Origin of the sequence: Streptomyces sp. NPDC091371, from assembly GCF_040684275.1 — a bacterium.
GTDB lineage: Bacteria > Actinomycetota > Actinomycetes > Streptomycetales > Streptomycetaceae > Streptomyces.
In genome coordinates this window covers 31057-52010 of record NZ_JBFBFP010000046.1, presented here as the reverse complement: position 1 = coordinate 52010, position 20954 = coordinate 31057, and the positions used below count along the sequence as shown (strand labels likewise).

Here is a 20954-nt window from a genome sequence, read left to right as displayed (position 1 = left end):
TACCCAGATCGAAGGCTTCTGGGTATGTCCACTTGGTCGACATGCGGCCGTAACCACCCGTGCGCCAGCAGATCGAAAGTAACTCATGAGTAAGGAGAACCTACGAAAAGCCTTCACAAGCCGAAGGGAGAGGCGGCGTTTGGGCCGCGATCACGCTCGGATGAGCGATCATCGATACATTTGCGTTCAAGTCTTGAACGCACAAAGGGTGGCACCCAGTGCCACCCTTTGAAAGTCTTACCCGTGACTTAAGCGCTCATCTGAGCGAAACCTCACCCATGCGTGGCGTATATCACGCGCCACGCAGGGCGATTTGTCAGCCGCCGGAGGTGTCCAGTTCGGCGTCCTCGCTCACACCGGCGCAGTCGTACGGGTCCTTCAACCAGCCGTCCGGCAGGACAACTCGGTTGTTTCCGGACGTCCGGCCACGCGGGCCGTCCGCGCTCTCGGGCCAGCCCTGGTCCAGGTCCAGCTCGCTCAGATGAGCGTCCAGTTCGGCCAGCGAAGAGGTCACCGCGAGCTTGCCCCGCATCTCGGATCCCACCGAGAAGCCCTTGAGGTACCAGGCGACGTGCTTACGGAAGTCGATCACCCCGCGCGCCTCGTCCCCGATCCACTCCCCCAGCAGCTGCGCGTGGCGGTGCATGGTCGCCGCGACCTCGCGCAGGGTGGGCTTGTGGAAGTCCTCCGGGCGCCCCTCGAAGGCCGCCACGAGGTCGTTGAACAACCACGGCCGCCCCAGGCAGCCGCGCCCCACGACCACGCCGTCGCAGCCGGTCTCGCGGACCATGCGCAGCGCGTCCTCGGCGCACCAGATGTCGCCGTTGCCGAGCACCGGGATCTCCGGCACGTGCTCCTTGAGCCGCGCGATGGCGTCCCAGTCGGCGGTGCCGCCGTAGTGCTGGGCGGTGGTGCGGCCGTGCAGGGCGATGGCGGTGATCCCCTCCTCGACGGCTATCCGGCCGGCGTCGAGGTAGGTGAGGTGCTCGTCGGTGATGCCCTTGCGCATCTTCATGGTCACCGGCAGGTCGCCGGCGCCCGCGACGGCCTCGCGCAGGATCGCGCGCAGCAGGTTCCGCTTGTAGGGCAGGGCCGAGCCGCCGCCCTTCCGGGTGACCTTGGGGACCGGGCAGCCGAAGTTCAGGTCGATGTGGTCGGCGCGGTCCTCTTCGACGATCATGCGGACCGCCTTGCCGACCGTGACGGGGTCGACCCCGTACAGCTGAATCGAGCGCGGCTTCTCCGTCTCGTCGAAGTGGATCAGCTGCATGGTCTTCTCGTTGCGCTCGACCAGGGCGCGGGTCGTGATCATCTCGCTCACGAACAGCCCCTTGCCGCCCGAGAACTCCCGGCAGAGGGTACGGAACGGGGCATTGGTGATACCGGCCATGGGCGCGAGCACCACCGGGGGCTGCACGGTGTGCGGGCCGATCGCGAGGGGCGGGGGGAGCGTGGTCATCCGCCCATTGTCCCGCATGCCGCGCCCATGGATGCGGACGTACCATCGGCCGCATGATCGAGACGAGTTCCCGGCAGCGCACGCTCGTCCTGGCGATCTGCTGCATGAGCCTGCTGATCGTGAGCCTCGACAACACCGTCCTCAACGTCGCGCTCCCCACCATGCGCGCCGACCTGCACGCTTCGGTGGCGGGCATGCAGTGGACCATCGACGCCTACACCCTCGTGCTGGCCTCGCTGCTGATGCTCATGGGCTCCACGGCCGACCGGATCGGGCGCCGCAAGGTGTTCGTCACCGGCCTGGTGCTCTTCACCGCCGGTTCCCTGCTGTGCTCGCTCGCCCCGGGGCTCGAATGGCTGATCCTCTTCCGGATGGTGCAGGCGGTCGGCGGCGCCATGCTCAACCCGGTGGCGATGTCGATCATCACCAACACCTTCACCGATCCGGCGCAGCGGGCCCGGGCGATCGGCGTGTGGGGCGCGGTCGCGGGCATCTCCATGGCCGCGGGGCCCCTGATCGGCGGGCTGCTGGTCGATACGGTGGGCTGGCGCTCGATCTTCTGGGTCAACCTGCCGATCGGCCTCGCGGCGCTCGTGCTGACCCTGCGCCACATCCCCGAGTCCCGGGCGGCGCGGCCGCGGCGCCCCGATCCGGTGGGCCAGCTGCTGGTGATGGCGCTGCTCGGCTGCGTGACGTACGGGATCATCGAGGCGCCGGCCGCCGGGTGGCGGTCGCCGCTGATCGCGGGGTGCGCCCTGGTGGCCGTCGCCTCGCTGGTGGGGCTGCTGCTCTACGAGCCGCGGCGCGAGGAGCCGCTGATCGACCTCCGGTTCTTCCGGAGCGTGCCGTTCAGCGGCGCGACCGTGATCGCGGTCAGCGCCTTCGCCTCGATGGCCGGCTTCCTGTTCCTGAACACCCTGTACCTCCAGGACGTACGGGGGCTGGACGCGCTGCACGCCGGGCTCTACATGGTGCCGATGGCCGCCATGACCATGGCCGTCGCGCCGCTGTCGGGGCGGCTGGTGGGCAGTCGCGGGCCACGGCTGCCGCTGCTGATCGCGGGTGCCGCGATGGGCGGGAGCGGGCTGCTGTTCGCCGCCTTCCGGGGCGAGGCGTCCACCGCGCTGCTGTTCACCGGGTACGTGCTGTACGGCCTCGGCTTCGGCATGGTGAACTCGCCGGTCACCAATACGGCCGTCTCCGGGATGCCTCGTTCCCAGGCGGGCGTCGCGGCCGCCATCGCCTCCACCAGCCGCCAGACCGGCAGCACCCTGGGCGTCGCCGTCGTGGGCGCGGTCCTGGCGGCGGGGATGGCCGAGGGCCGCGGGTTCGTCGAGGCGGCGGTCCCGGCCTGGTGGATCATCACGGTCTGCGGAGCGCTCGTGCTGGTCGTCGGCGCGGTGACGACCGGCGCCTGGGCGCTGGGCACGGCGGACCGCACGGCCCGCGCCCTGGAGGAGCCCGTCAGCCCCGCCGCGGAGGCGGGCGTCCCGCGCGCGTGACGGGGCTCGCGCCGCCTGCTCGTCCTACTCGTCGCAGGCGAAGTCCTCGGCCGAGGTGTTGACCCGGCCGAGGAGGCCGCGCAGGACCTCGCGCTCCTGGTTCGACAGACCGGCGAAGATGCCGCCCTCGACCTCGTCGAGGGCGGCGTTCGTCGTGCCGAGGGCGGCTTCGCCCGCCGCGGTGATCGCCACGTTGTGACGGCGGCGGTCCGCCGGGTCCCGGCGGCGTTCGGCCAGGCCGTCGCCCTCCAGGTCGTTCAGGATCCCGACCAGCACGCTCGGGTCCACCTCCAGCCGCTCGGCGAGCGCCCGCTGGCTGATCGGGCCGTCCTCCAGGTGCATCAGCGTCATCGCGTGCCGGGGGGTGAGCCCCGCTGCGCTGAGCGCCCTCTTCATCCGGGTCTGGGTGACCGATCCGTGCCAGGCGAGCAGCAGGCCCAGCCGCTGCGGGGGGTGCGATCCGTCCTGATCTGCCGTCATGTGTCACATCGTAGCAATGGGGAAATGATTGCATCGATCATATCGTTGATGCTATTCAATGATTCGACATCACCGACCGTTGGAGATCCCCCATGTTCATCGCCTACGCCGTCGTCGGCGGGCTGCTCGCCCTGGTCCTCACCGCTTCCGCCACCTTCACGCTCCAGCGCAACGACCAGATCGTCGCGAGCATGCGACGCGTCCAGGTCCCGGACTCCTGGCTGCCGCGACTGGCCACCCTCAAGGCCGCCGGCGCGATCGGCCTGGTCGCCGGCCTGTGGGTCACCCCGCTCGGCATCGCCGCCGCGACCGGAGTGACCCTCTACTTCCTCGGCGCGGTCGTCGCCCACCTGCGGGTGAAGGACCACGAGCTCGCGCCGGCGGCCGTGCTCACCCTGGTCGCGGCGGCCGCGCTGGCTCTGCGGATCCTCTCCTGACACTGACGAGTGACAGATATTGAAATCTGTCACTCGTCATGCCATTCTCGTTCCATGACGACGAACGAGAGCACCATCGCGACCACCACCCGCCGCGCCCTCGGCAGCACCGGCCCCGCCGTCTTCCCGCTGGGGCTGGGCTGCATGGGGATGTCCGCCCTCTACGGGACGGCCGACCGGGCCGAATCCATCGCGACCATCCACGCCTACCTGGAGGCCGCGCCGGCCGGCACGAGCACGCTGCTCGACACGGGCGACTTCTACGGCATGGGCCACAACGAGCTGCTGATCAACGAGGCCCTGCGCACCGCGCCCACCGCGGCCCGCGAGCAGGCGCTGACCAGCGTCAAGTTCGGCGCCCTGCGCACGGTCGAGGGCGGCTTCACCGGCTATGACGGCCGGCCCGAGGCCGTCAGGAACTTCCTGGCCTACTCCCTCCAGCGGCTCGGCCGGGACCACATCGACATCTACCGGATCGCCCGGGTGGACCCGGCCGTGCCGATCGAGGAGACCGTCGGGGCCATCGCCGAGGCGGTCGAGGCCGGGCACGTGCGCCACATCGGCCTCTCCGAGGTCGGCGCCGACACCCTGCGGCGGGCCGCCGCCGTGGCCCCCATCGCCGACCTCCAGATCGAGTACTCGCTGATCTCCCGCGGCATCGAGGCCGAGATCCTGCCGACCGCGCGCGAGCTCGGCATAGGCGTGACCGCGTACGGGGTGCTCTCCCGCGGCCTGATCAGCGGCCACTTCACCCGGGAGCGCGAGCTGGGCGCGGGCGACTTCCGCGGCATGAGCCCCCGCTTCCAGGGCGACAACCTCGACCGGAACCTCGATCTGGTCGACGCGCTGCGCAAGGTCGCCGAGGGCAAGGGCGTGAGCGTCGCCCAGACCGCCATCGCCTGGGTGCTCTCCCGCGGCGAGGACATCGTGCCGCTGGTCGGCGCCCGGAGCCGGGAGCGGCTGGCCGAGGCACTGGGTGCCATGGAGATATCCCTCAGCGCCGCCGACCTGGCCGCGATCGAGGAGGCCGTGCCCGCGGGCGCCGCGGCCGGGGACCGCTACCCGGCGGCACAGATGGCCCACCTCGACAGCGAGCGCTGAGCCGGCTGTACCGTCTTGTCCATGTCCCCCGCCGCGACCGAGCCCCTGACACCCGAGCGCATCCTCGAGACCACCGAGGACGTGCTGCGCCGCTTCGGCCCGACCAAGGCGACCGTGGTGGACGTGGCCCGCGCCCTGGGCGTGAGCCACGGCAGCGTGTACCGGCACTTCCCGTCGAAGGCCGCGCTGCGCGAGGCCGTGACCGACCGCTGGCTCGCCAAGAGCGTCGCCGTGCTGGAGGAGATCACCTCGGCCCCGGCCGAGAGCGCGCCCTCCAAGCTGGAGACGTGGCTGGAGGCGCTCTTCGAGGCCAAGCGCCACAAGTCCGGGGACGATCCCGAGCTGTTCGCCACCTACACGGTGCTGCTCGCGGAGAACAGCGGCGTGGTCGACGCGCACCTGACCGAGCTGATCGACCAGCTGGCCCGGATCATCTCCGAGGGTGTCGCGGCGGGCACGCTCGCCGCCGATGACGTGCCGGCGGCGGCCCGTGCGGTCTTCGATGCCACCGGCCGCTTCCACGACCCGCAGTACGCGGCCGACTGGCAGTCGCCGACGATCGTCGCCGAGTTCGAGGCGGTCACCACCCTGGTCATCCGGGGCCTGCGCGCCTGACGCGGCCCCCGGATCTGTCCGGAACGAGTCGGTCCGGACGGCTTGGTGATCATTTTAGTGCGCTCGCCTTGTACATGTCATCGCCGCGTCCGTACGGTCCCCCTACCGCACTCATCAGGCACGTTCCAGGGGGAACCTTGTCAGCCCAAGAAGCACGACCCGAACCTCCCGCCCGCTCCGGGGCCGCGACCGCCCTCGGCTGGATCCTGACCATCGGCCTCAATGTGGTCGCGCCGATCGTCACGTACAACACGCTGGTCGACGACCACGGTTGGAGCGAGTTCTCGGCACTGCTCCTCAGCAGCGCCTGGCCGGTGCTCGACAGCGCCATCAGCCTGGCCTGGCGGCGCAAGCTCGACGAGTTCGCCGTCGTCACCCTGGTGTTCATCGTGATCACGGCCGTCGTCTCGCTCGTCGGCGACCACTCGGCCAGGACCCTGCTGGTCAAGGACTCCGGCGTGACCGGGCTGTTCGGGCTGCTCTGCCTGGCCACCCTGCTCGCGCCGCGCCCGCTGATGTTCTACTTCGGCCGCAAGTTCGCCACCGACGGCACCCCCGAGAGCACCGCCTGGTGGAACGGCCTGTGGCAGTACGAGGGCTTCCGCACCACCATGCGCACCATGACCCTGGTGTGGGGCGTGGCCTACGTGATCGAGGCGCTGGTCCGGGTCGCGCTGGCGTACGCCCTGGACACCAAGACCATGGTGGTGGTCAGCCCCATCATGATCTACGGGGTGCTGGGCGCGCTGGGCGTGTGGACCGCGCTCTACGGGAAGCGGTCCCAGGCCGAGGGCGAGCGCCGGGCGGCCGAAGCCGCGGCCGCCGCCGACCAGGCCACCAGCGCCTGACCGCAACGCAAAGACCGTTGGCCGGCGCGCTGTGTGCGCACCGGCCAACGGTCTTTCACCTATCCGCAGACCTGAGCGGCCCGTCAGGGGCGCGGGGAACTGCGCGACCAGCCACGGACGGCCCGCAGCTCGCACACCGCACTCCCCCGCGGAGCGCCTAGCAGCCGAGCAGGCGGCTGCCGAGGTAGGTCTGGATCTGGTCCAGGGAGACGCGCTCCTGCTTCATCGTGTCGCGCTCGCGCACGGTCACCGCGTTGTCGTCCAGGGTGTCGAAGTCGACGGTGACGCAGAACGGGGTACCGATCTCGTCCTGGCGGCGGTAGCGGCGGCCGATGGCGCCCGCGTCGTCGAACTCGATGTTCCAGAACTTGCGCAGGTCGGCGGCGAGGCCCTTGGCCTTCGGCGACAGCTGCGCGTTGCGGGACAGCGGCAGGACGGCGACCTTGATCGGGGCCAGGCGCGGGTCGAGGCGCATCACGGTGCGCTTCTCCATGACGCCCTTGGCGTTCGGGGCCTCGTCCTCGACGTACGCGTCGAGCATGAAGGCGAGCATGGCGCGGTTGACGCCGGCCGCCGGCTCGATGACGTACGGGGTGTAGCGCTCGCCCGACTCCTGGTCGTGGTAGGTCAGGTTCGCACCCGAGGCCGCGGAGTGGGCCTTGAGGTCGAAGTCGGTGCGGTTGGCGATGCCCTCGAGCTCGGAGAACTCGCTGCCGCCGAAGTTGAAGCGGTACTCGATGTCGGCGGTGCGCTTCGAGTAGTGGGAGAGCTTCTCCTTCGGGTGGTCGTACCAGCGGATGTTCTCCTCGCGGATGCCGAGGTCGCGGTACCAGTTCCACCGCTCCTGCATCCAGTACTCCTGCCACTGCTCGTCCTCGCCCGGCTTGACGAAGAACTCCATCTCCATCTGCTCGAACTCGCGCGTGCGGAAGATGAAGTTGCCCGGCGTGATCTCGTTGCGGAAGGACTTGCCCATCTGCGCGATGCCGAACGGGGGCTTCTTGCGCGAGGTGGTCTGCACCACGGCGAAGTTGGTGAAGATGCCCTGGGCGGTCTCGGGGCGCAGGTACGCCTTGGAGCCGGTGTCCTGGGTCGGGCCGAGGTGGGTCTCCAGCATGCCGGAGAACTGCTTGGGCTCGGTGAACTGGCCCTTCACACCGCAGTGCGGGCAGTTGATGTCGGCGAGGCCGTTCTCGGGCAGGCGGCCGTGCTTGGCCTCGTACGCCTCTTCAAGGTGGTCCGCGCGGTGCCGCTTGTGACAGGCGGTGCACTCGGTCAGCGGGTCCGAGAAGGTGGCGACGTGACCGGAGGCCACCCAGACCTCGGGGGCCAGGATCACGGAGGAGTCGATACCGACGATGTCCTCACGCCCGGTGACCATCGCCTTCCACCACTGGCGCTTGATGTTCTCCTTGAGCTCGACACCGAGCGGGCCGTAGTCCCAGGCAGCCCGAGAGCCGCCGTAGATCTCACTGCACGGGAAAACGAAGCCACGGCGCTTGCTCAGGCTGACGATGGTGTCGATCTTGTCGGCGGCCACGGTGCTCTCTTCATTACGAGGACGAACGGCGAAGCCCTTAGGTTACCGGCGCCCGCACCTCCCCTTTCAAATCGGGACCCCCCTTCTTCGGCCCCTCCGCGGACCCCTCACCAGGGTTTTTGACAATCGTTTCCATCTTTGATGAAAATGGATGTCATGAACGTACGACGCCTCATACCCACCGCCGCCCTCGCCGCCTCCGTCGCCCTCGGCGCGACGGCCCTCACCGCGTGCTCCGGCGCCGGTGCCGCCGGTGGCGGCAAGGACGGCAAGCTCGACGTGATGGCGTCGTTCTACCCGATGCAGTTCCTCGCCGAGCAGATCGGCAAGGACCACGTGAAGGTCGACACCCTGACCAAGCCGGGCGTCGAACCGCACGACCTGGAGATCACGCCGAAGCAGACCGCGCAGCTCGGCGAGGCCGACGTGGTCCTGTACCTCAAGACCCTCCAGCCGGCCGTCGACAAGGCCGTCGCCCAGTCCGGCGTGAAGAACGTCGTCGACGCGGGCACCCTCACCAAGCTGGAGGTCCACGGCACTTCCGGCCACGACCACGGCCACGAGGGCGAGCAGGGCCACACCGAGGGCGACGGCCACGCCCACGAGGGCGAGGCCGGCGAGGACCCGCACATCTGGCTCGACCCGGCCAAGTACGCCGAGGTAGCCAAGGGCGTCGGCGCGGCCCTGGAGAAGGCCGACCCCGACCACGCGGCGGACTACAAGAAGAACACCGACGAGCTGGTCGGCAAGCTGACCGCGCTGGACACCGAGTTCAAGGACGGCCTGCAGAACACGGCCTCCAAGACCTTCATCACCACCCACTCCGCCTTCGGCTACCTCGCCGAGCGCTACGGCCTGGACCAGGAGGGCATCTCCGGGGTCGACCCCGAGTCCGAGCCCAGCCCGGCCCGCATGAAGGAACTCCAGGCCCTCGCGAAGCAGGAGAATGTCTCCACCGTGTTCTTCGAGACCCTGGCCAGCGACAAGACGGCCAAGACCCTCGCGGCGGACACCGGCCTGAAGACCGACGTCCTCGACCCGCTCGAGGGAATCACCGACAAGTCCCAGGGCGCTGACTACTTCGAGGTCATGCGGTCCAACCTGAAGAACCTGCAGAAGGCGCTCGGAGCCAAGTAATGACAGCAGCAGCAACGGAGGCGCGAGCCATGCAGTCCACGCCCCGACCGGCTGACGACCAGCCCGTCATATCCCTGCGCGGGGCCACGGCCTCGCTCGGCTCGCGCCCCGTGCTGCGCGGGGTCGACCTCACCGTCCGCCGCGGTGAGGTCGTCGCCCTGCTCGGCGCCAACGGCTCCGGCAAGTCCACGGCCGTCCGCGCCGTGGTCGGCCAGGTCCCGCTGACCGACGGCACCCTCTCCCTCTTCGGCACCGGCTTCAAGCGCTTCCGCGACTGGTCGCGCATCGGCTACGTCCCGCAGCGCACCACCGCCGCCAGCGGGGTCCCGGCCACCGTCCGCGAGGTCGTCTCCGCCGGCCGCCTCGCCCGCTCCCGCTTCGGGTTCCTGCGCAAGGCCGACAAGGCCGCCGTCGAGCGCGCCCTGGTCCTCGTCGGGATGGAGTCGCACGCCGATGCCTCGGTCAACGCCCTCTCCGGCGGCCAGCACCAGCGCGTGCTCATCGCCCGGGCGCTCGCCGTCGAACCCGAGCTCCTGATCATGGACGAGCCGATGGCGGGCGTGGACCTCGCCAACCAGGAGGTCCTCGCGGGCGCGCTGCGCGAGCAGGTCGCCGCCGGCACCACCGTCCTCCTCGTCCTGCACGAGCTGGGCCCGCTGGAGCCGCTGATCGACCGGGCCGTCGTCCTGCGCGACGGCTGCGTCGTCCACGACGGCCCGCCCCCGGAGGCCGTGGGCCAGCACGCGCTGCCCGGCCACGACCACGTACACCCCCACGCGGCGCACGACGCCGAGCCCCTGCGGACGGGACTGCTGAGCTGATGGACATCCTCGACTACGCCTTCATGCAGCGGGCCCTGCTCGCGGCCGTCCTGGTCGGCCTCACGGCTCCCGCGATCGGCACGTACCTCGTCCAGCGCCGGCAGGCCGTCATGGGCGACGGCATCGGCCACGTGGCCATGACGGGTGTCGCCCTCGGCTTCCTGCTCAACACCAGCCCGGTCTGGATGGCCACCCTGGTCGCGGTCATCGGCGCGGTCGGCATGGAGCTGATCCGCTCCCGCGGCAAGACCAGCGGCGACATCGCGCTCGCCATGCTCTTCTACGGCGGCCTGGCCGGCGGCGTCATGATCATCAACCTGGCGCCGGGCGGCTCCACCGCCAATCTGACGAGCTACCTCTTCGGCTCCATCACCACCGTCTCGGCCGAGGACATCACGGCCGTGGTGGTCCTCGCCGTGTTCGTCCTCGCCGTCACGCTCGGCCTGCGCCGCCAGCTGTTCGCGGTCTGCCAGGACGAGGAGTTCGCCCGGGTCACCGGCCTGCCGGTGCGCGCGCTGAACCTGCTGATGGCGGTCACCGCCGCCGTCACGGTGACCGTGGCCATGCGCATCGTGGGCCTGCTGCTGGTCAGCGCCATGATGGTGATCCCGGTCGCGGCCGCCCAGCGGATCACCCGCGGGTTCACCGCGACCCTGACTGCGGCCATGGCCATCGGCGTGCTCGTCTCGCTGACCGGCACGGTCACCACGTACTACATCGACGCCCCCTCCGGCGGCACGATCGTGCTGCTCGCCATCGCCGTCTTCATGATCATGACCGCGGTGTCCGCACCGCTGGCCAAGCGCCGGGCGAAGGCGGCCCGCGCCGCCGAAGAGGTCTGCACGCGCGACGACGTGAAGGTCTAGGGCCGTCGGCCGCCTGGCACAATGGCGGCAGGCCGATACGAGGAGGAACCGGTGGCGACTGCGCCTGGCGAGATGAACGCGCCAGTACGAGGACGATCCACTCGGCAGCGGGCCGCGGTGGCGGCGGCGCTGGACGAGGTGGACGAGTTCCGCAGCGCCCAGGAGCTCCACGACATGCTCAAGCACCGTGGCGATTCCGTGGGCCTGACCACCGTGTACCGCACCCTCCAGTCGCTCGCGGACGCCGGCGAGGTCGACGTCCTGCGCACCAGCGACGGCGAGTCCGTCTACCGCCGCTGCTCCACCGGGGACCACCACCACCACCTGGTCTGCCGCAAGTGCGGCAAGGCCGTCGAGGTGGAGGGCCCGGCGGTGGAGAAGTGGGCGGAGTCCATCGCGGCGGAGCACGGCTACGTGAACGTGGCCCACACGGTGGAGATCTTCGGCACCTGCGCGGAGTGCGCCGCGGCCGGCTAGACCCGCTTCAGGTTCCGCTCCAGAATCGCCCGCAGCATTTCCTCGTCGGCGGGGCCCGCGAGGCCGCGCTTGGGCAGCACCATCACCATGAGCGCCTGCTTGTCGCCGGAGAACGCCGCGAAATGCGTCGGCGTCTCCGCGTAGTGGGCCAGAGCGGCCCACTGGTGGTGCGTGGAGGTCCGGGCGCCGGTGACGGCCACCCCGGTGGCGTCGACGACCGCCAGGCACTCGCCCGCGGCGTCCAGCACTCCCCTGTAGGCCCGGGCCATCATCCGGTGGCCGGAGAACACGAACACCCAGCTGAACACGACGACCGCGAGCAGCCCCGTCGTCACGGGGGCCACCCGGCCGTCCAGCACGATCAGCACGGCGGCGAGCACCGGGCCCAGCAGGCCCAGGAGGAGCCACGGCCGACGCTGGCGGCGCCCGGCCGGAGTCCTGTTCCGGGCGTGCAGCGCCTCGGCCATGTCCGCCGTCGTCGGCGTGTAGCGGAGCTCGACCGCCTGGCCCCCCGATCCCGACTCGTGCATCCGGTACAGCTGATCCCCGCCCATGTCGCCCATGAGCGGGGATCCTAAGGGCCGGGAGGTCAGCCGGCCGAGCCGGGGCCCTCGGGCTGGTTGGGCACGGCGCCGCCGAAGCGGCGGTCGCGCTGGGCGTACTCCAGGCAGGCCCGCCACAGGTCGCGGCGGTCGAAGTCGGGCCACAGCACGTCCTGGTAGACCATCTCGGCGTACGCGCTCTGCCAGATCAGGTAGTTGGAGGTGCGCTGCTCGCCGCTGGGGCGCAGGAACAGGTCCACGTCCGGCATGTCCGGGTAGTAGATGTACTTCGCGAAGGTCTTCTCGTTGACCTTCGACGGGTCCAGCTTCCCGGCGGCGACGTCGCGGGCGATGGCCTGTGCCGCGTCCGCGATCTCGGCGCGACCGCCGTAGTTGACGCAGAAGTACAGGGTCATCGCGTCGTTGCCGACGGTCTGCTCCTGCGCGATCTGGAGCTCCTGGACGACGGACTTCCACATCTTCGGCATGCGGCCGACCCAGCGGATGCGGATGCCCAGCTCGTTCATCTCGTCGCGGCGGCGGCGGATGACGTCGCGGTTGAAGTTCATGAGGAAGCGGACCTCGTCGGGCGAGCGCTTCCAGTTCTCCGTCGAGAAGGCGTAGAGGGAGAGGTTCTTGACGCCCATCTCCAGGCAGCCCTTGAGCACGTCGAGCACGACGCCCTCGCCGACCTTGTGCCCCTCGGTGCGCGGCAGGCCGCGCTCCTTGGCCCAGCGGCCGTTGCCGTCCATGACGATGGCCACGTGGTTCGGGATCAGCTCGCCGGGGATCTTCGGCGGGACCGCACCGGACGGGTGCGGCTCGGGAACCTTGTACTCCCGGCGAGAGCGTCCCAGAATCCCGCGTCGTGCCATGTGCCCAGCTCCTATTTCTCGACGTATCGCAGGGAGCGTAGCCCGCGCTCCAGATGCCAGTGCAGGTAGGCCGAGACCAGCCCGCTGCCCTCCCGCACGTGACGCGCCTCGCACGCGTCGGCATACCCCCAGTCGCCCGTCAGCAGGGCGCTGAGCAAGGCGATGGCCTCCGACGAGGGTACGACGCTGCCGGGGACGCGGCAGTCCCCGCATACGACCCCGCCCGCGGCGACGGAGAAGTGCCGGTTGGGGCCGTGGATCCCGCACTTCGCGCAGTCCTGGAAGCTGGGCGCGTAGCCGTTGACGGCGAGGGAGCGCAGCAGGAAGGCGTCGAGGATCAGGTGGGGTTCGTGTTCGCCGCGGGAGAGGGTGCGCAGGGCGCCGACGAGCAGCAGGTACTGCTGTACGGCGGGCTCGCCCTCGTTCTCGGTGAAGCGCTCGGCGGTCTCCAGCATCGCGGTGCCGGCGGTGTAGCGGGCGTAGTCGGTGACGATGCCGTTGCCGTACGGGGCGATGATCTCGGTCTGGGTGCAGAGCGGCAGGCTGCGGCCGACCAGCTCGCTGCCGCGGGCGAAGAACTGCACGTCGGCGTGGGAGAAAGGTTCCAGCCGGGCCCCGAACTTGGACTTCGTACGCCGTACTCCGCGTGCGACGGCCCGCACGCGGCCGTGGCCCCGGGTGAGCAGCGTGATGATGCGGTCCGCCTCACCCAGCTTCTGGGTGCGCAGCACTATGCCGTCGTCGCGGAACAGACTCATGGGCCCATTGTCCCCTGCGCGGAGCCCGGTACGGACGCGCACAGCGCGAGCCCCCGTACGGACCGAGCGGGTCCGGACGGGGGCAGGCACCCCTTGGGAGGATCAGGAGGCAGGAGTTCCCGCGTCCTCGGCCTTGGCCTCGCCGCCCGCCTTCGGGGCGTCGTCGGCCTTCTCGGCACCCGCCTTCTCGGCAGCGGCCGGCGCCGCCACCGGCTGGGCCGGCAGCTCGGTCTTGACCACGCCGTGGGCGTCGTCCTTGCCCAGGCCGTTGAAGACCAGGTTGAGGACGATGGCCGCCGTGGCACCGAGGGTGACACCGCTGTCGAGGAGCGAGGCCAGGTCGGGGTCGACGTGCTTCGGGAAGAAGTTGGTCGCGGTCGAGGGGAAGAGCGCGAAGGCCAGCGAGACGCCGACGATCAGGGCGTTCTTCTCCTCCTTGAGGTCCACCTTGGCCAGGGTCTGGATACCGGCCAGGGCGACCATGCCGAACATCACGGTGGCGGCGCCGCCGAGCACGCCCGGCGGGACGGAGGCGACGATCGCCGCGGCCTTGGGCAGCATGCCCAGGATGATCATGAACACACCCGCGGCGACGACCACGAACCGGCTCTTGACCTTCGTCATCCGCACCAGGCCGACGTTCTCGGCGAAGGCGACGTACGGGAAGGAGTTGAGGACACCACCGAGGGCGGTCGCGGCACCGTCGGCACGCAGGGCGCGGGCCACGGTCTCGCTGTCGACCTCCTTGCCGACGATGTCGCCGACCGCGTAGGTGTCACCGGTGGTCTCGACCATGGTGATCAGCATGACGATCAGCATCAGGACGATCGGGAACCACTCGAACTTCGGGGCACCGAAGTGGAACGGGGTGGTGATGCCGATCCAGTCGGACTTGGAGACGTCGCCGAACTTGGCGTCACCGAAGGCGAACGCCGCCGCGGTGCCGGCGACCAGGCCGATCAGGATGGAGATGCTGCGCAGGAACTGGCCGCCGAACTTCATCAGGACCAAGATGAAGGCCATGGTGCCGCCGGCGTAGGCGAGCTGGGTCGGCACACCGCCGTCCGCCAGGGTCGGGACACCGCCGACGGCGTCCCGCAGGCCGACCGGGATCAGCACGATGCCGAGCACCGTGATGACCGTGCCGGTGACCACCGGCGGGAAGAGCCGCATGACCATGCGGAAGGCACCCGGCGGCAGCCACGCGAAGGCGAAGGTGGCGATACCGGCCGTGATGACGGCGCCGTAGATGACCAGCAGGGCTGCGGTTCCGCCGCCGGCGCCGAGGCCGATGGCGATCATCGGGGAGACGGCCGTGAAGGTGACGCCCTGGATCAGCGGCAGTCGCGCGCCGACCCGGCCGATGCCCCAGGCCTGGATGATGGAGGCGATACCGCAGGTGAAGAGGTCCGCGTTGATCAGGTAGACCAGCTGTTCAGGGCTCAGCTTGAGCGCGCTGCCGACGATGATCGGGACGATCACCGCACCGGCGTAGAACGCGAGTACGTGCTGGAAGCCGTACAGCGCGAGCTTGGGGAGGGGGAGCACCTCGTCGACCGGGTGCGAGCTCTGCTCTCCGTTTTCGGAAAGCCGGGCGGCGACACGTGCCATCTCTGCCTTGCCCTTCAAGAGGTAGGTAGGTAAATGAGAGGAGATCTGGTTATCCCTGGGCGAAGTGGGTCGCTATCCCGTTGATCCGCCAGGGTTGTCAGTGCGTTCACGTGAATCGAAGCCTTGCCGTGCTACGTGCGGCGACTTCTCGTGTGACCGGAATTGAACGCCTGTGGGGGGCCTCACAGATATCGTCAACTGACACAAATTGTTGACGATCCTGCACACGGGCTCTGTAGGTTTCTACAGTGGCGCGAGCCCGCCCGCGGGGGTATGGGCGAAGCCCTCCGGAGGGCTTGGTTCCCGGTGCGCGGCAGCGAAGCGCACGCATCTTGACGTGCTGTTATCGCCTTTGCGGTCTTCGACCGACGCAAACTCGAAGCCCCCGCTCCGGCCGTCCAACAGGTGGACTCCCGGTGTGTGGAGGAGTCGCGTCCGGCGTTCACACGGCGTTCACGAGTCCCGAAACCGCACCCTGTGAGGCCGGATCGTTACCTCCCGCGAGCGTGTTTCGGACGAAAGGAGTCCGCTACGCGGCCGCGGACACCTGCGTCATCGCATGTAGCCACTTACCGCGCGGCGCGCCGACCGCGCGCCGGCCGCGCCCGTCACGAAGAAGGGGCTGCACTCGGCAGCCCCTCTCCGTTCGTCCGACAGAGTTCCCGTCGGGCCCCGTCAGGCCCCGTCAGGGTGCCCGGACCGCCGACAGCAGCCGGCCCACCTCGTCCACGTCGATGCGCAGGGCCGCGCCGACGGTGGAGAGCACCTCGCGCTCGGCCGGGGTGTAGGGGCCGTCCGCGAGCGCGATCCGGGCCCCCTGGAGCAGGATCGACTCGCGGCCCGGTCCGGCCAGGTGCGGTGCCAGCGGCTCCAGGGCCTCGTGGAGCTCGATGGACAGCGCGGCGCCGCAGCACTCCGGGACGTCGTACAGCCCGAGCCTGCCCTCGTCCGCGGTCAGCGACGCAACGAGGGACTCCAGCTGCTCCTCGGTGCACTCGGGGAACCCGGCGGCCCGTACGGCGCCCACCGCGGCCTCCAGCGTCCCGCGGGCGGCCGTCCCGCCCGCGGCGAGCACGGCCAGGCTCACGGTGTGCACGGCGTCGCGCAGCATCGCGGTGAACCGGGTGGTGGTGAGGTGCTCCAGGACCTCGGTGTCGAAGCGCTCCTGGCAGCCCTGGCACTCGACGATCGGCCCCGCCTGCCCGCGCGGCAGCAGCGGCACGCCGAGGACGGTGAACCGGCGGCGCCCGGTGCGCCTGCGGTAGTTGCGGTCGCCACCGCAGGAGGGGCAGAAGAACTCCCCGTCGCCCACGGTGCTCCAGGTGGTACGGATGCCCCAGACCGTCAGCTTCCGGCCGTCCCCACCCCGAACTGGCAGCACGTCGCACCTCCGTAACCTTCCGGCAACATCGCCGGGTTGGCGTGATGTTAGCCACATAGGTGAGGCCGCGTCAGTCGTGTGACCGGACAACATGTGGCGCCGCGCGGAGTTGGCCGATCCGCGCCCCCGTCTCCGGGCCCTATGGTCTGCCCCATGAACGAGGAGTCCTGCCTGGTGACGGGCGCCGCGAGCGGGATCGGCCGGGCCACCGCGGCGCTGCTGGCCCGCTCGGGGGCCCGGGTCACGGCGGCCGACACCAACGGCCCCGGTGTCGAGTCCCTGCGTGCCTCGCTCGCCGCCGAGGGGTTCGGCATCGCGACGGTGACGGGTGACGTCTCCGATCCGGAGGCGAACCGCGCGATGGTCGCCGCCGCGGTCCCGGCGTACGGGCGCCTCGACGTCGCCGTGGCGAACGCCGGGGTGCTCCCCCTTTCGGATGTACGGGAGACCAGCCCCGAGGACTGGGACCACGTCATGGCGGTCGACGGCCGCGGCATGTTCCTGACCTGCAAGTACGCCATCGAGGCGATGACCGCGCAGGAGCGGCCCGGCGGGGCGCTGGTCTGCGTGTCCTCGATCTCGGGGGTGGCCGGGCAGGCGCGGCAGGCCGCCTACGGGCCGGCCAAGTTCGTGGCGTCGGGGCTGACCAAGCACCTGGCGGTGGAGTGGGCGGCGCACGGGATCCGCGTCAACGCGGTGGCCCCCGGCACCATCCGTACGGAGCGGGTGCTGGCGCTGGACGACGAGCCGGGCGGCCCGGAGTACCTGGCGGAGATCTCCGCCGCGCACCCGATGGGCCGGCTCGGCGAGCCGGACGAGGTGGCCCGGGTCATCGCCTTCCTGGCGTCGGACGCGGCTTCGTTCGTGACGGGCGTGGTGCTGCCGGTGGACGGCGGCTACCTGGCCCGCTGAGCGCCGGGGAAAGGCGGAACCCCGCCCCTCCACGGGGGAGGAGCGGGGTTCACGTACGAGTGGGTCAGCGGCCCGCGCGGTTGACGGCGGAGATGACCGCCTTCAGGGAGGCGCGGGTGGTGTTGGCGTCGATGCCGATGCCCCACAGGACCCGGCCGTCGATCGCGCACTCGATGTACGAGGCGGCCACGGCGGAGGCGCCCTCGCTCATGGTGTGCTCGGTGTAGTCCAGCAGGCGGGCGTCGACGCCGATGCCGGCCAGCGCGTCGAAGAACGCGGAGATCGGACCGTTGCCGGTGCCGTCCAGGACGGTGTCCACGCCGTCCACGACCGCCTCGACGGTCAGCGTGTCGGTGCCGTCCTTGTCGGTGGTGGTCTGACCGGAGCGCAGCTGGATGCGGCCCCACGGGTTCTCGGGGTTCGGCAGGTACTCGTCCGAGAAGACCTCCCAGATCGCCTTCGGCGTGACCTCGCCGCCCTCGGCGTCGGTCTTGGCCTGGATGATCCGGGAGAACTCGATCTGCATGCGGCGCGGCAGGTCCAGCTTGTGGTCGTTCTTCAGGACGTACGCGATGCCGCCCTTGCCGGACTGCGAGTTGACGCGGATGACGGCCTCGTAGGAGCGGCCGACGTCCTTCGGGTCGATGGGCAGGTACGGGACCGCCCACTCGATCTCGTCCACGGTCTTGCCCTGGGCGGCCGCGTCGGCCTCCATGGCGTCGAAGCCCTTCTTGATGGCGTCCTGGTGGGAGCCGGAGAAGGCGGTGTAGACCAGGTCGCCCGCGTAGGGGTGGCGCGGGTGGACCTCCATCTGGTTGCAGTACTCGGAGGTCCGGCGGATCTCGTCGATCTGGGAGAAGTCGATCTGCGGGTCGATGCCCTGCGAGAACAGGTTCATGCCCAGGGTGATCAGGTCGACGTTGCCGGTGCGCTCGCCCTGCCCGAACAGGCAGCCCTCGATGCGGTCGGCGCCGGCCATCAGGGCCAGCTCGGCGGCGGCGACGGCGGTGCCGCGGTCGTTGTGCGGGTGTACGGAGATGCAGATGTGCTCGCGGCGGGTCAGGTTGCGGGCCATCCACTCGAAGCGGTCCGCGTGGGTGGAGGGCGTCGAGCGCTCCACGGTGGCGGGCAGGTTCAGGATGATCTCGCGGCCCTCGGACGGCTGCCAGACGTCGCAGACGGCCTCGCAGACCTCCAGGGCGAAGTCCAGCTCGGTGTCGGTGAAGATCTCCGGGCTGTACTGGTAGCCGAAGACGGTCTCGGGGCCCAGCAGCTTGTCGGCGTACTCCATGACCAGGCGGGTGCCGTCGACGGCGATCTGCTTGATCTGCTCCTTGGAGCCGCGGAAGACGACCCGGCGGAAGGTCGGGGCGGTCGCGTTGTACAGGTGCACGGTGGCGCGCTTGGCGCCGATCAGCGACTCGACGGTCCGCTCGATCAGGTCCTCGCGGGCCTGGGTCAGTACGGAGATGGTGACGTCGTCCGGGATCGCGCCCTCTTCGATGATGGAGCGCACGAAGGCGAAGTCGGTCTCGCCGGAGGACGGGAAGCCGACCTCGATCTCCTTGTAGCCCATGCGCACCAGCAGGTCGAACATCTCGCGCTTGCGGGCGGGGGTCATCGGGTCGATCAGCGACTGGTTGCCGTCGCGCAGGTCGGTGGACAGCCAGCGGGGAGCCTTGGTGACGCGGGCGTCCGGCCAGGTGCGGTCCGGGATGTCCACCTGCTCGTACTGGCCGTACTTGTGGATCGGCATCCCGGAGGACTTCTGGGAGTGGGTCGCGTTGGTGATGGGCGTGGGGCGACCGACAAAAGGCTGCTGGCTCATGGCGTTGGGCTCCTCGCGTGTCCGCGGTAGTTCGCTGATACGGCCGACGGCGGTCGCAAAAACCGCAACACCAAACTCCGCGGGGAGGGGGTCGGCCTACGACTACAGACCCTCGCCGCGGCAGCTAAGGAGAAGCAGCCCGAAACGCATGATGGTCCGAGCCTAGCCGAGCCGCGCCGTAACGCGAGGACGTGTTTCAGTATGCAAGACCCGCCTGTCCGATTTGTACTGAATGTGAGCTAGGCCTCCTTTCTCCTCATGGGTTCCGTTTGATCCGTCAACCCGGCGATACGGCTTTCGGACATGCGAATGAATCATGGTCGCGGGTAGTGACACTGGTGTGACCCACTGCCACATTTCCGGGCATGGATGCCTCCCACGCCCACCGTCACCCCGTCTTCTGCACCGTCGTGCCGCCGCACCTGCTCGACAAGGCCGCCCTCTCCGCGGACTCCCGGCGCGCCGACCTCGCCCAGCGCACCCTCGAACACGACTCCATGCTGCGCACCCGGCGCCGCGTCACCGCCGTCCGCGGGATCACCCCCGGGCTCGGCGCGCCCGCCGCCGACGAACCGCGCCGAACGATCTACGACGCCCAGCACCGCACCCGGCTGCCCGGGAAGAAGGTGCGCGCCGAGGGCGACCCGGTACACAAGGACGCCACCGTCAACCGCGCCTACGCGGGGCTGGGAGCCACGTACGAGCTCTTCCTGAAGGGCTTCGGGCGGCGCTCGATCGACGACTCCGGGCTCGCCCTGGACGCGACCGTCCACTACGGCGAGGAGTACAACAACGCCTTCTGGGACGGGCAGCAGATGGTCTTCGGCGACGGGGACGGGGACCTCTTCCTCGACTTCACGGTGTCGATCGACGTCATCGGGCACGAGCTGACCCACGGGGTCACCCAGTACACGGCGAACCTCGCCTACCTCGGCCAGTCCGGCGCCCTGAACGAATCGATGTCGGACGTCTTCGGCTCGCTGATCAAGCAGTACTCCCTGGACCAGACGGCCGAGGAGGCCGACTGGCTGATCGGCGCCGGGCTGCTCGGACCCAACGTCACCGGGGTCGCGCTGCGGTCGATGAAGGCGCCCGGGACCGCGTACGACGACGACGAGCTCGGCAAGGACCCGCAGCCGGCCACGATGGACGACTACGTGACCACCAACCGCGACAACGGCGGGGTGCACATCAACTCCGGCATCCCCAACCACGCCTTCTACGTCGCGGCCACCGAGCTGGGCGGCAAGGCCTGGGAGCGCGCCGGACAGATCTGGTACGACACCCTGACGGGCGGCGAGCTGGCCTCGAACGCCAAGTTCACGGACTTCGCCCGGCTGTCGACCGCCGCGGCCGCGGCCCGGTACGGGGACGGCGGCGCCGAGCACCGGGCGCTGCAGAAGGCGTGGTCGGTGGTGGGCGTCCCGATCACGGGGTAGTACGACTGCCATGCGGATTCAGGTGGTGCGGACGGGCGGCTTCGCGGGCATCGAGCGGCGGGCCGAGGTGGACACCTCGGGCCGGCCGGACGAGGACGAGTGGCGGGCGCTGGCCCAGCTGGCACTGCGGCCCGGTCCGCAGGGGCACGCGCCGGAGGGGGTGCGGGACGGGTTCTCGTACGAGATCACGGTGGACGGGCGGACGGTGTCCTGCCACGACCCGCACCTCTCGGACGCGCAGCGGGCACTGGTCTCGCGGGTCTTGAAGGAAGGTGCCTGAAGGAGGGCGCCTGACCCGGGGCGCCCGAAAGGAGGTGCCGGGGCA

Annotated in this window: 21 protein-coding genes; 12 read left to right on the top strand and 9 right to left on the bottom strand. The window is 70.1% G+C overall.

Annotated features, from left to right (window positions below):
* Positions 1 to 316 precede the first annotated feature (316 nt).
* Entirely contained in the window at positions 317 to 1477 is a 1161-nt protein-coding gene (gene dusB / locus AB0O21_RS33370) for a tRNA dihydrouridine synthase DusB (RefSeq protein WP_365177332.1), read from the bottom strand.
* 35 nt (positions 1478 to 1512) lie between these two features.
* On the opposite strand from dusB, the gene AB0O21_RS33365 reads away from it, so the two are divergent.
* Entirely contained in the window at positions 1513 to 2961 is a 1449-nt protein-coding gene (locus AB0O21_RS33365) for an MFS transporter (RefSeq protein ID WP_365177329.1), read from the top strand.
* A 24-nt stretch (positions 2962 to 2985) separates the two neighbouring features.
* Here the strand turns inward: AB0O21_RS33365 and AB0O21_RS33360 are convergent, their stop codons facing one another.
* Positions 2986 to 3441 (bottom strand): MarR family winged helix-turn-helix transcriptional regulator, encoded by a 456-nt coding sequence (locus tag AB0O21_RS33360; protein WP_365177326.1) that lies wholly within the window; start codon positions 3439 to 3441, stop codon positions 2986 to 2988.
* A 92-nt stretch (positions 3442 to 3533) separates the two neighbouring features.
* Here AB0O21_RS33360 and AB0O21_RS33355 point away from each other — a divergent pair, with 92 nt between their 5' ends.
* From AB0O21_RS33355 to AB0O21_RS33340, 4 genes are all read left to right on the top strand, one after another.
* A complete protein-coding gene (locus AB0O21_RS33355; protein WP_365177324.1) occupies positions 3534 to 3878 on the top strand; it encodes a DoxX family protein in 345 nt (114 codons plus the stop codon).
* Positions 3879 to 3932: 54 nt separating this feature from the next.
* Positions 3933 to 4979 carry an aldo/keto reductase gene (locus tag AB0O21_RS33350; RefSeq protein WP_365177321.1) on the top strand — a complete coding sequence of 349 codons (1047 nt, stop codon included), beginning with the start codon at positions 3933 to 3935 and terminating at the stop codon, positions 4977 to 4979.
* Positions 4980 to 5000: 21 nt separating this feature from the next.
* Entirely contained in the window at positions 5001 to 5594 is a 594-nt protein-coding gene (locus tag AB0O21_RS33345) for a TetR family transcriptional regulator (RefSeq protein ID WP_365177318.1), read from the top strand.
* 137 nt (positions 5595 to 5731) lie between these two features.
* Positions 5732 to 6442, top strand: a complete 711-nt coding sequence (locus AB0O21_RS33340; protein WP_365177316.1) for a VC0807 family protein — start codon at positions 5732 to 5734, stop codon at positions 6440 to 6442.
* A 157-nt stretch (positions 6443 to 6599) separates the two neighbouring features.
* Here AB0O21_RS33340 and AB0O21_RS33335 read toward each other — a convergent pair whose 3' ends face one another.
* Positions 6600 to 7982 carry a glycine--tRNA ligase gene (locus AB0O21_RS33335; RefSeq protein WP_365177313.1) on the bottom strand — a complete coding sequence of 461 codons (1383 nt, stop codon included), beginning with the start codon at positions 7980 to 7982 and terminating at the stop codon, positions 6600 to 6602.
* A 156-nt stretch (positions 7983 to 8138) separates the two neighbouring features.
* Between AB0O21_RS33335 and AB0O21_RS33330 the strand changes: the two genes are divergently transcribed.
* The 4 genes from AB0O21_RS33330 to AB0O21_RS33315 are packed head-to-tail and all read left to right on the top strand — an operon-like array spanning position 8139 to position 11283.
* Positions 8139 to 9119, top strand: coding sequence for a metal ABC transporter substrate-binding protein (locus tag AB0O21_RS33330; protein ID WP_365177310.1), 981 nt, complete (start codon positions 8139 to 8141; stop codon positions 9117 to 9119).
* A gap of 29 nt (positions 9120 to 9148) precedes the next feature.
* Positions 9149 to 9940, top strand: coding sequence for a metal ABC transporter ATP-binding protein (locus AB0O21_RS33325; RefSeq protein ID WP_365177359.1), 792 nt, complete (start codon positions 9149 to 9151; stop codon positions 9938 to 9940).
* Complete coding sequence (locus AB0O21_RS33320) at positions 9940 to 10806, top strand: metal ABC transporter permease (RefSeq protein WP_365177308.1); 867 nt, start codon at positions 9940 to 9942, stop codon at positions 10804 to 10806. The genes AB0O21_RS33325 and AB0O21_RS33320 overlap by 1 nt, the downstream gene beginning before the upstream one ends.
* A 51-nt stretch (positions 10807 to 10857) precedes the next feature.
* Positions 10858 to 11283, top strand: a complete 426-nt coding sequence (locus AB0O21_RS33315) for a transcriptional repressor (RefSeq protein ID WP_365177305.1) — start codon at positions 10858 to 10860, stop codon at positions 11281 to 11283.
* Here the strand turns inward: AB0O21_RS33315 and AB0O21_RS33310 are convergent.
* The 5 genes from AB0O21_RS33310 to AB0O21_RS33290 all read right to left on the bottom strand — a co-directional run bounded on the left by AB0O21_RS33310 (position 11280) and on the right by AB0O21_RS33290 (position 16450).
* A complete protein-coding gene (locus tag AB0O21_RS33310) occupies positions 11280 to 11846 on the bottom strand; it encodes a YcxB family protein (protein WP_365177302.1) in 567 nt (188 codons plus the stop codon). The two genes, AB0O21_RS33315 and AB0O21_RS33310, sit on opposite strands and share 4 nt — an antisense overlap.
* Positions 11847 to 11872: 26 nt before the next feature.
* Entirely contained in the window at positions 11873 to 12700 is an 828-nt protein-coding gene (locus AB0O21_RS33305) for an isoprenyl transferase (RefSeq protein ID WP_365177299.1), read from the bottom strand.
* 11 nt (positions 12701 to 12711) lie between these two features.
* Entirely contained in the window at positions 12712 to 13458 is a 747-nt protein-coding gene (recO, locus tag AB0O21_RS33300; RefSeq protein WP_365177297.1) for a DNA repair protein RecO, read from the bottom strand.
* A gap of 102 nt (positions 13459 to 13560) precedes the next feature.
* Positions 13561 to 15069: a nucleobase:cation symporter-2 family protein gene (locus AB0O21_RS33295; RefSeq protein WP_365177294.1), complete on the bottom strand. Its 1509-nt coding sequence runs from the start codon at positions 15067 to 15069 to the stop codon at positions 13561 to 13563.
* 685 nt (positions 15070 to 15754) lie between these two features.
* Positions 15755 to 16450: a TerB family tellurite resistance protein gene (locus AB0O21_RS33290; RefSeq protein WP_365177291.1), complete on the bottom strand. Its 696-nt coding sequence runs from the start codon at positions 16448 to 16450 to the stop codon at positions 15755 to 15757.
* Between the two features lie 153 nt (positions 16451 to 16603).
* Here AB0O21_RS33290 and AB0O21_RS33285 point away from each other — a divergent pair, with 153 nt between their 5' ends.
* Positions 16604 to 17362, top strand: coding sequence for an SDR family NAD(P)-dependent oxidoreductase (locus AB0O21_RS33285; protein ID WP_365177289.1), 759 nt, complete (start codon positions 16604 to 16606; stop codon positions 17360 to 17362).
* Between the two features lie 64 nt (positions 17363 to 17426).
* Here the strand turns inward: AB0O21_RS33285 and leuA are convergent, their stop codons facing one another.
* Positions 17427 to 19190: a 2-isopropylmalate synthase gene (leuA, locus tag AB0O21_RS33280; RefSeq protein ID WP_365177286.1), complete on the bottom strand. Its 1764-nt coding sequence runs from the start codon at positions 19188 to 19190 to the stop codon at positions 17427 to 17429.
* 365 nt (positions 19191 to 19555) lie between these two features.
* Here leuA and AB0O21_RS33275 point away from each other — a divergent pair, with 365 nt between their 5' ends.
* Both AB0O21_RS33275 and AB0O21_RS33270 read left to right on the top strand, forming a co-directional pair.
* The gene (locus tag AB0O21_RS33275; protein ID WP_365177284.1) at positions 19556 to 20629 is read left to right on the top strand and encodes a M4 family metallopeptidase; all 1074 of its coding nucleotides are present in this window, start codon (positions 19556 to 19558) and stop codon (positions 20627 to 20629) included.
* A 10-nt stretch (positions 20630 to 20639) separates the two neighbouring features.
* The gene (locus AB0O21_RS33270; protein WP_365177281.1) at positions 20640 to 20909 is read left to right on the top strand and encodes a protealysin inhibitor emfourin; all 270 of its coding nucleotides are present in this window, start codon (positions 20640 to 20642) and stop codon (positions 20907 to 20909) included.
* Positions 20910 to 20954 lie beyond the last annotated feature (45 nt).

What these genes read in the sequence shown, in the direction of transcription:
- leuA (WP_365177286.1), bottom strand. Translation starts at nt 19,190, where the DNA reads ATGAGCCAGCAGCCTTTTGTCGGTCGCCCCACGCCCATCACCAACGCG.
- AB0O21_RS33320 (WP_365177308.1), top strand. Translation starts at nt 9,940, where the DNA reads ATGGACATCCTCGACTACGCCTTCATGCAGCGGGCCCTGCTCGCGGCC.
- AB0O21_RS33305 (WP_365177299.1), bottom strand. Translation starts at nt 12,700, where the DNA reads ATGGCACGACGCGGGATTCTGGGACGCTCTCGCCGGGAGTACAAGGTT.
- recO (WP_365177297.1), bottom strand. Translation starts at nt 13,458, where the DNA reads ATGAGTCTGTTCCGCGACGACGGCATAGTGCTGCGCACCCAGAAGCTG.
- AB0O21_RS33355 (WP_365177324.1), top strand. Translation starts at nt 3,534, where the DNA reads ATGTTCATCGCCTACGCCGTCGTCGGCGGGCTGCTCGCCCTGGTCCTC.
- AB0O21_RS33365 (WP_365177329.1), top strand. Translation starts at nt 1,513, where the DNA reads ATGATCGAGACGAGTTCCCGGCAGCGCACGCTCGTCCTGGCGATCTGC.
- AB0O21_RS33360 (WP_365177326.1), bottom strand. Translation starts at nt 3,441, where the DNA reads ATGACGGCAGATCAGGACGGATCGCACCCCCCGCAGCGGCTGGGCCTG.
- AB0O21_RS33325 (WP_365177359.1), top strand. Translation starts at nt 9,149, where the DNA reads ATGCAGTCCACGCCCCGACCGGCTGACGACCAGCCCGTCATATCCCTG.
- AB0O21_RS33295 (WP_365177294.1), bottom strand. Translation starts at nt 15,069, where the DNA reads ATGGCACGTGTCGCCGCCCGGCTTTCCGAAAACGGAGAGCAGAGCTCG.
- dusB (WP_365177332.1), bottom strand. Translation starts at nt 1,477, where the DNA reads ATGCGGGACAATGGGCGGATGACCACGCTCCCCCCGCCCCTCGCGATC.
- AB0O21_RS33330 (WP_365177310.1), top strand. Translation starts at nt 8,139, where the DNA reads ATGAACGTACGACGCCTCATACCCACCGCCGCCCTCGCCGCCTCCGTC.
- AB0O21_RS33285 (WP_365177289.1), top strand. Translation starts at nt 16,604, where the DNA reads ATGAACGAGGAGTCCTGCCTGGTGACGGGCGCCGCGAGCGGGATCGGC.
- AB0O21_RS33345 (WP_365177318.1), top strand. Translation starts at nt 5,001, where the DNA reads ATGTCCCCCGCCGCGACCGAGCCCCTGACACCCGAGCGCATCCTCGAG.
- AB0O21_RS33270 (WP_365177281.1), top strand. Translation starts at nt 20,640, where the DNA reads ATGCGGATTCAGGTGGTGCGGACGGGCGGCTTCGCGGGCATCGAGCGG.
- AB0O21_RS33275 (WP_365177284.1), top strand. Translation starts at nt 19,556, where the DNA reads ATGGATGCCTCCCACGCCCACCGTCACCCCGTCTTCTGCACCGTCGTG.
- AB0O21_RS33310 (WP_365177302.1), bottom strand. Translation starts at nt 11,846, where the DNA reads ATGGGCGACATGGGCGGGGATCAGCTGTACCGGATGCACGAGTCGGGA.
- AB0O21_RS33350 (WP_365177321.1), top strand. Translation starts at nt 3,933, where the DNA reads ATGACGACGAACGAGAGCACCATCGCGACCACCACCCGCCGCGCCCTC.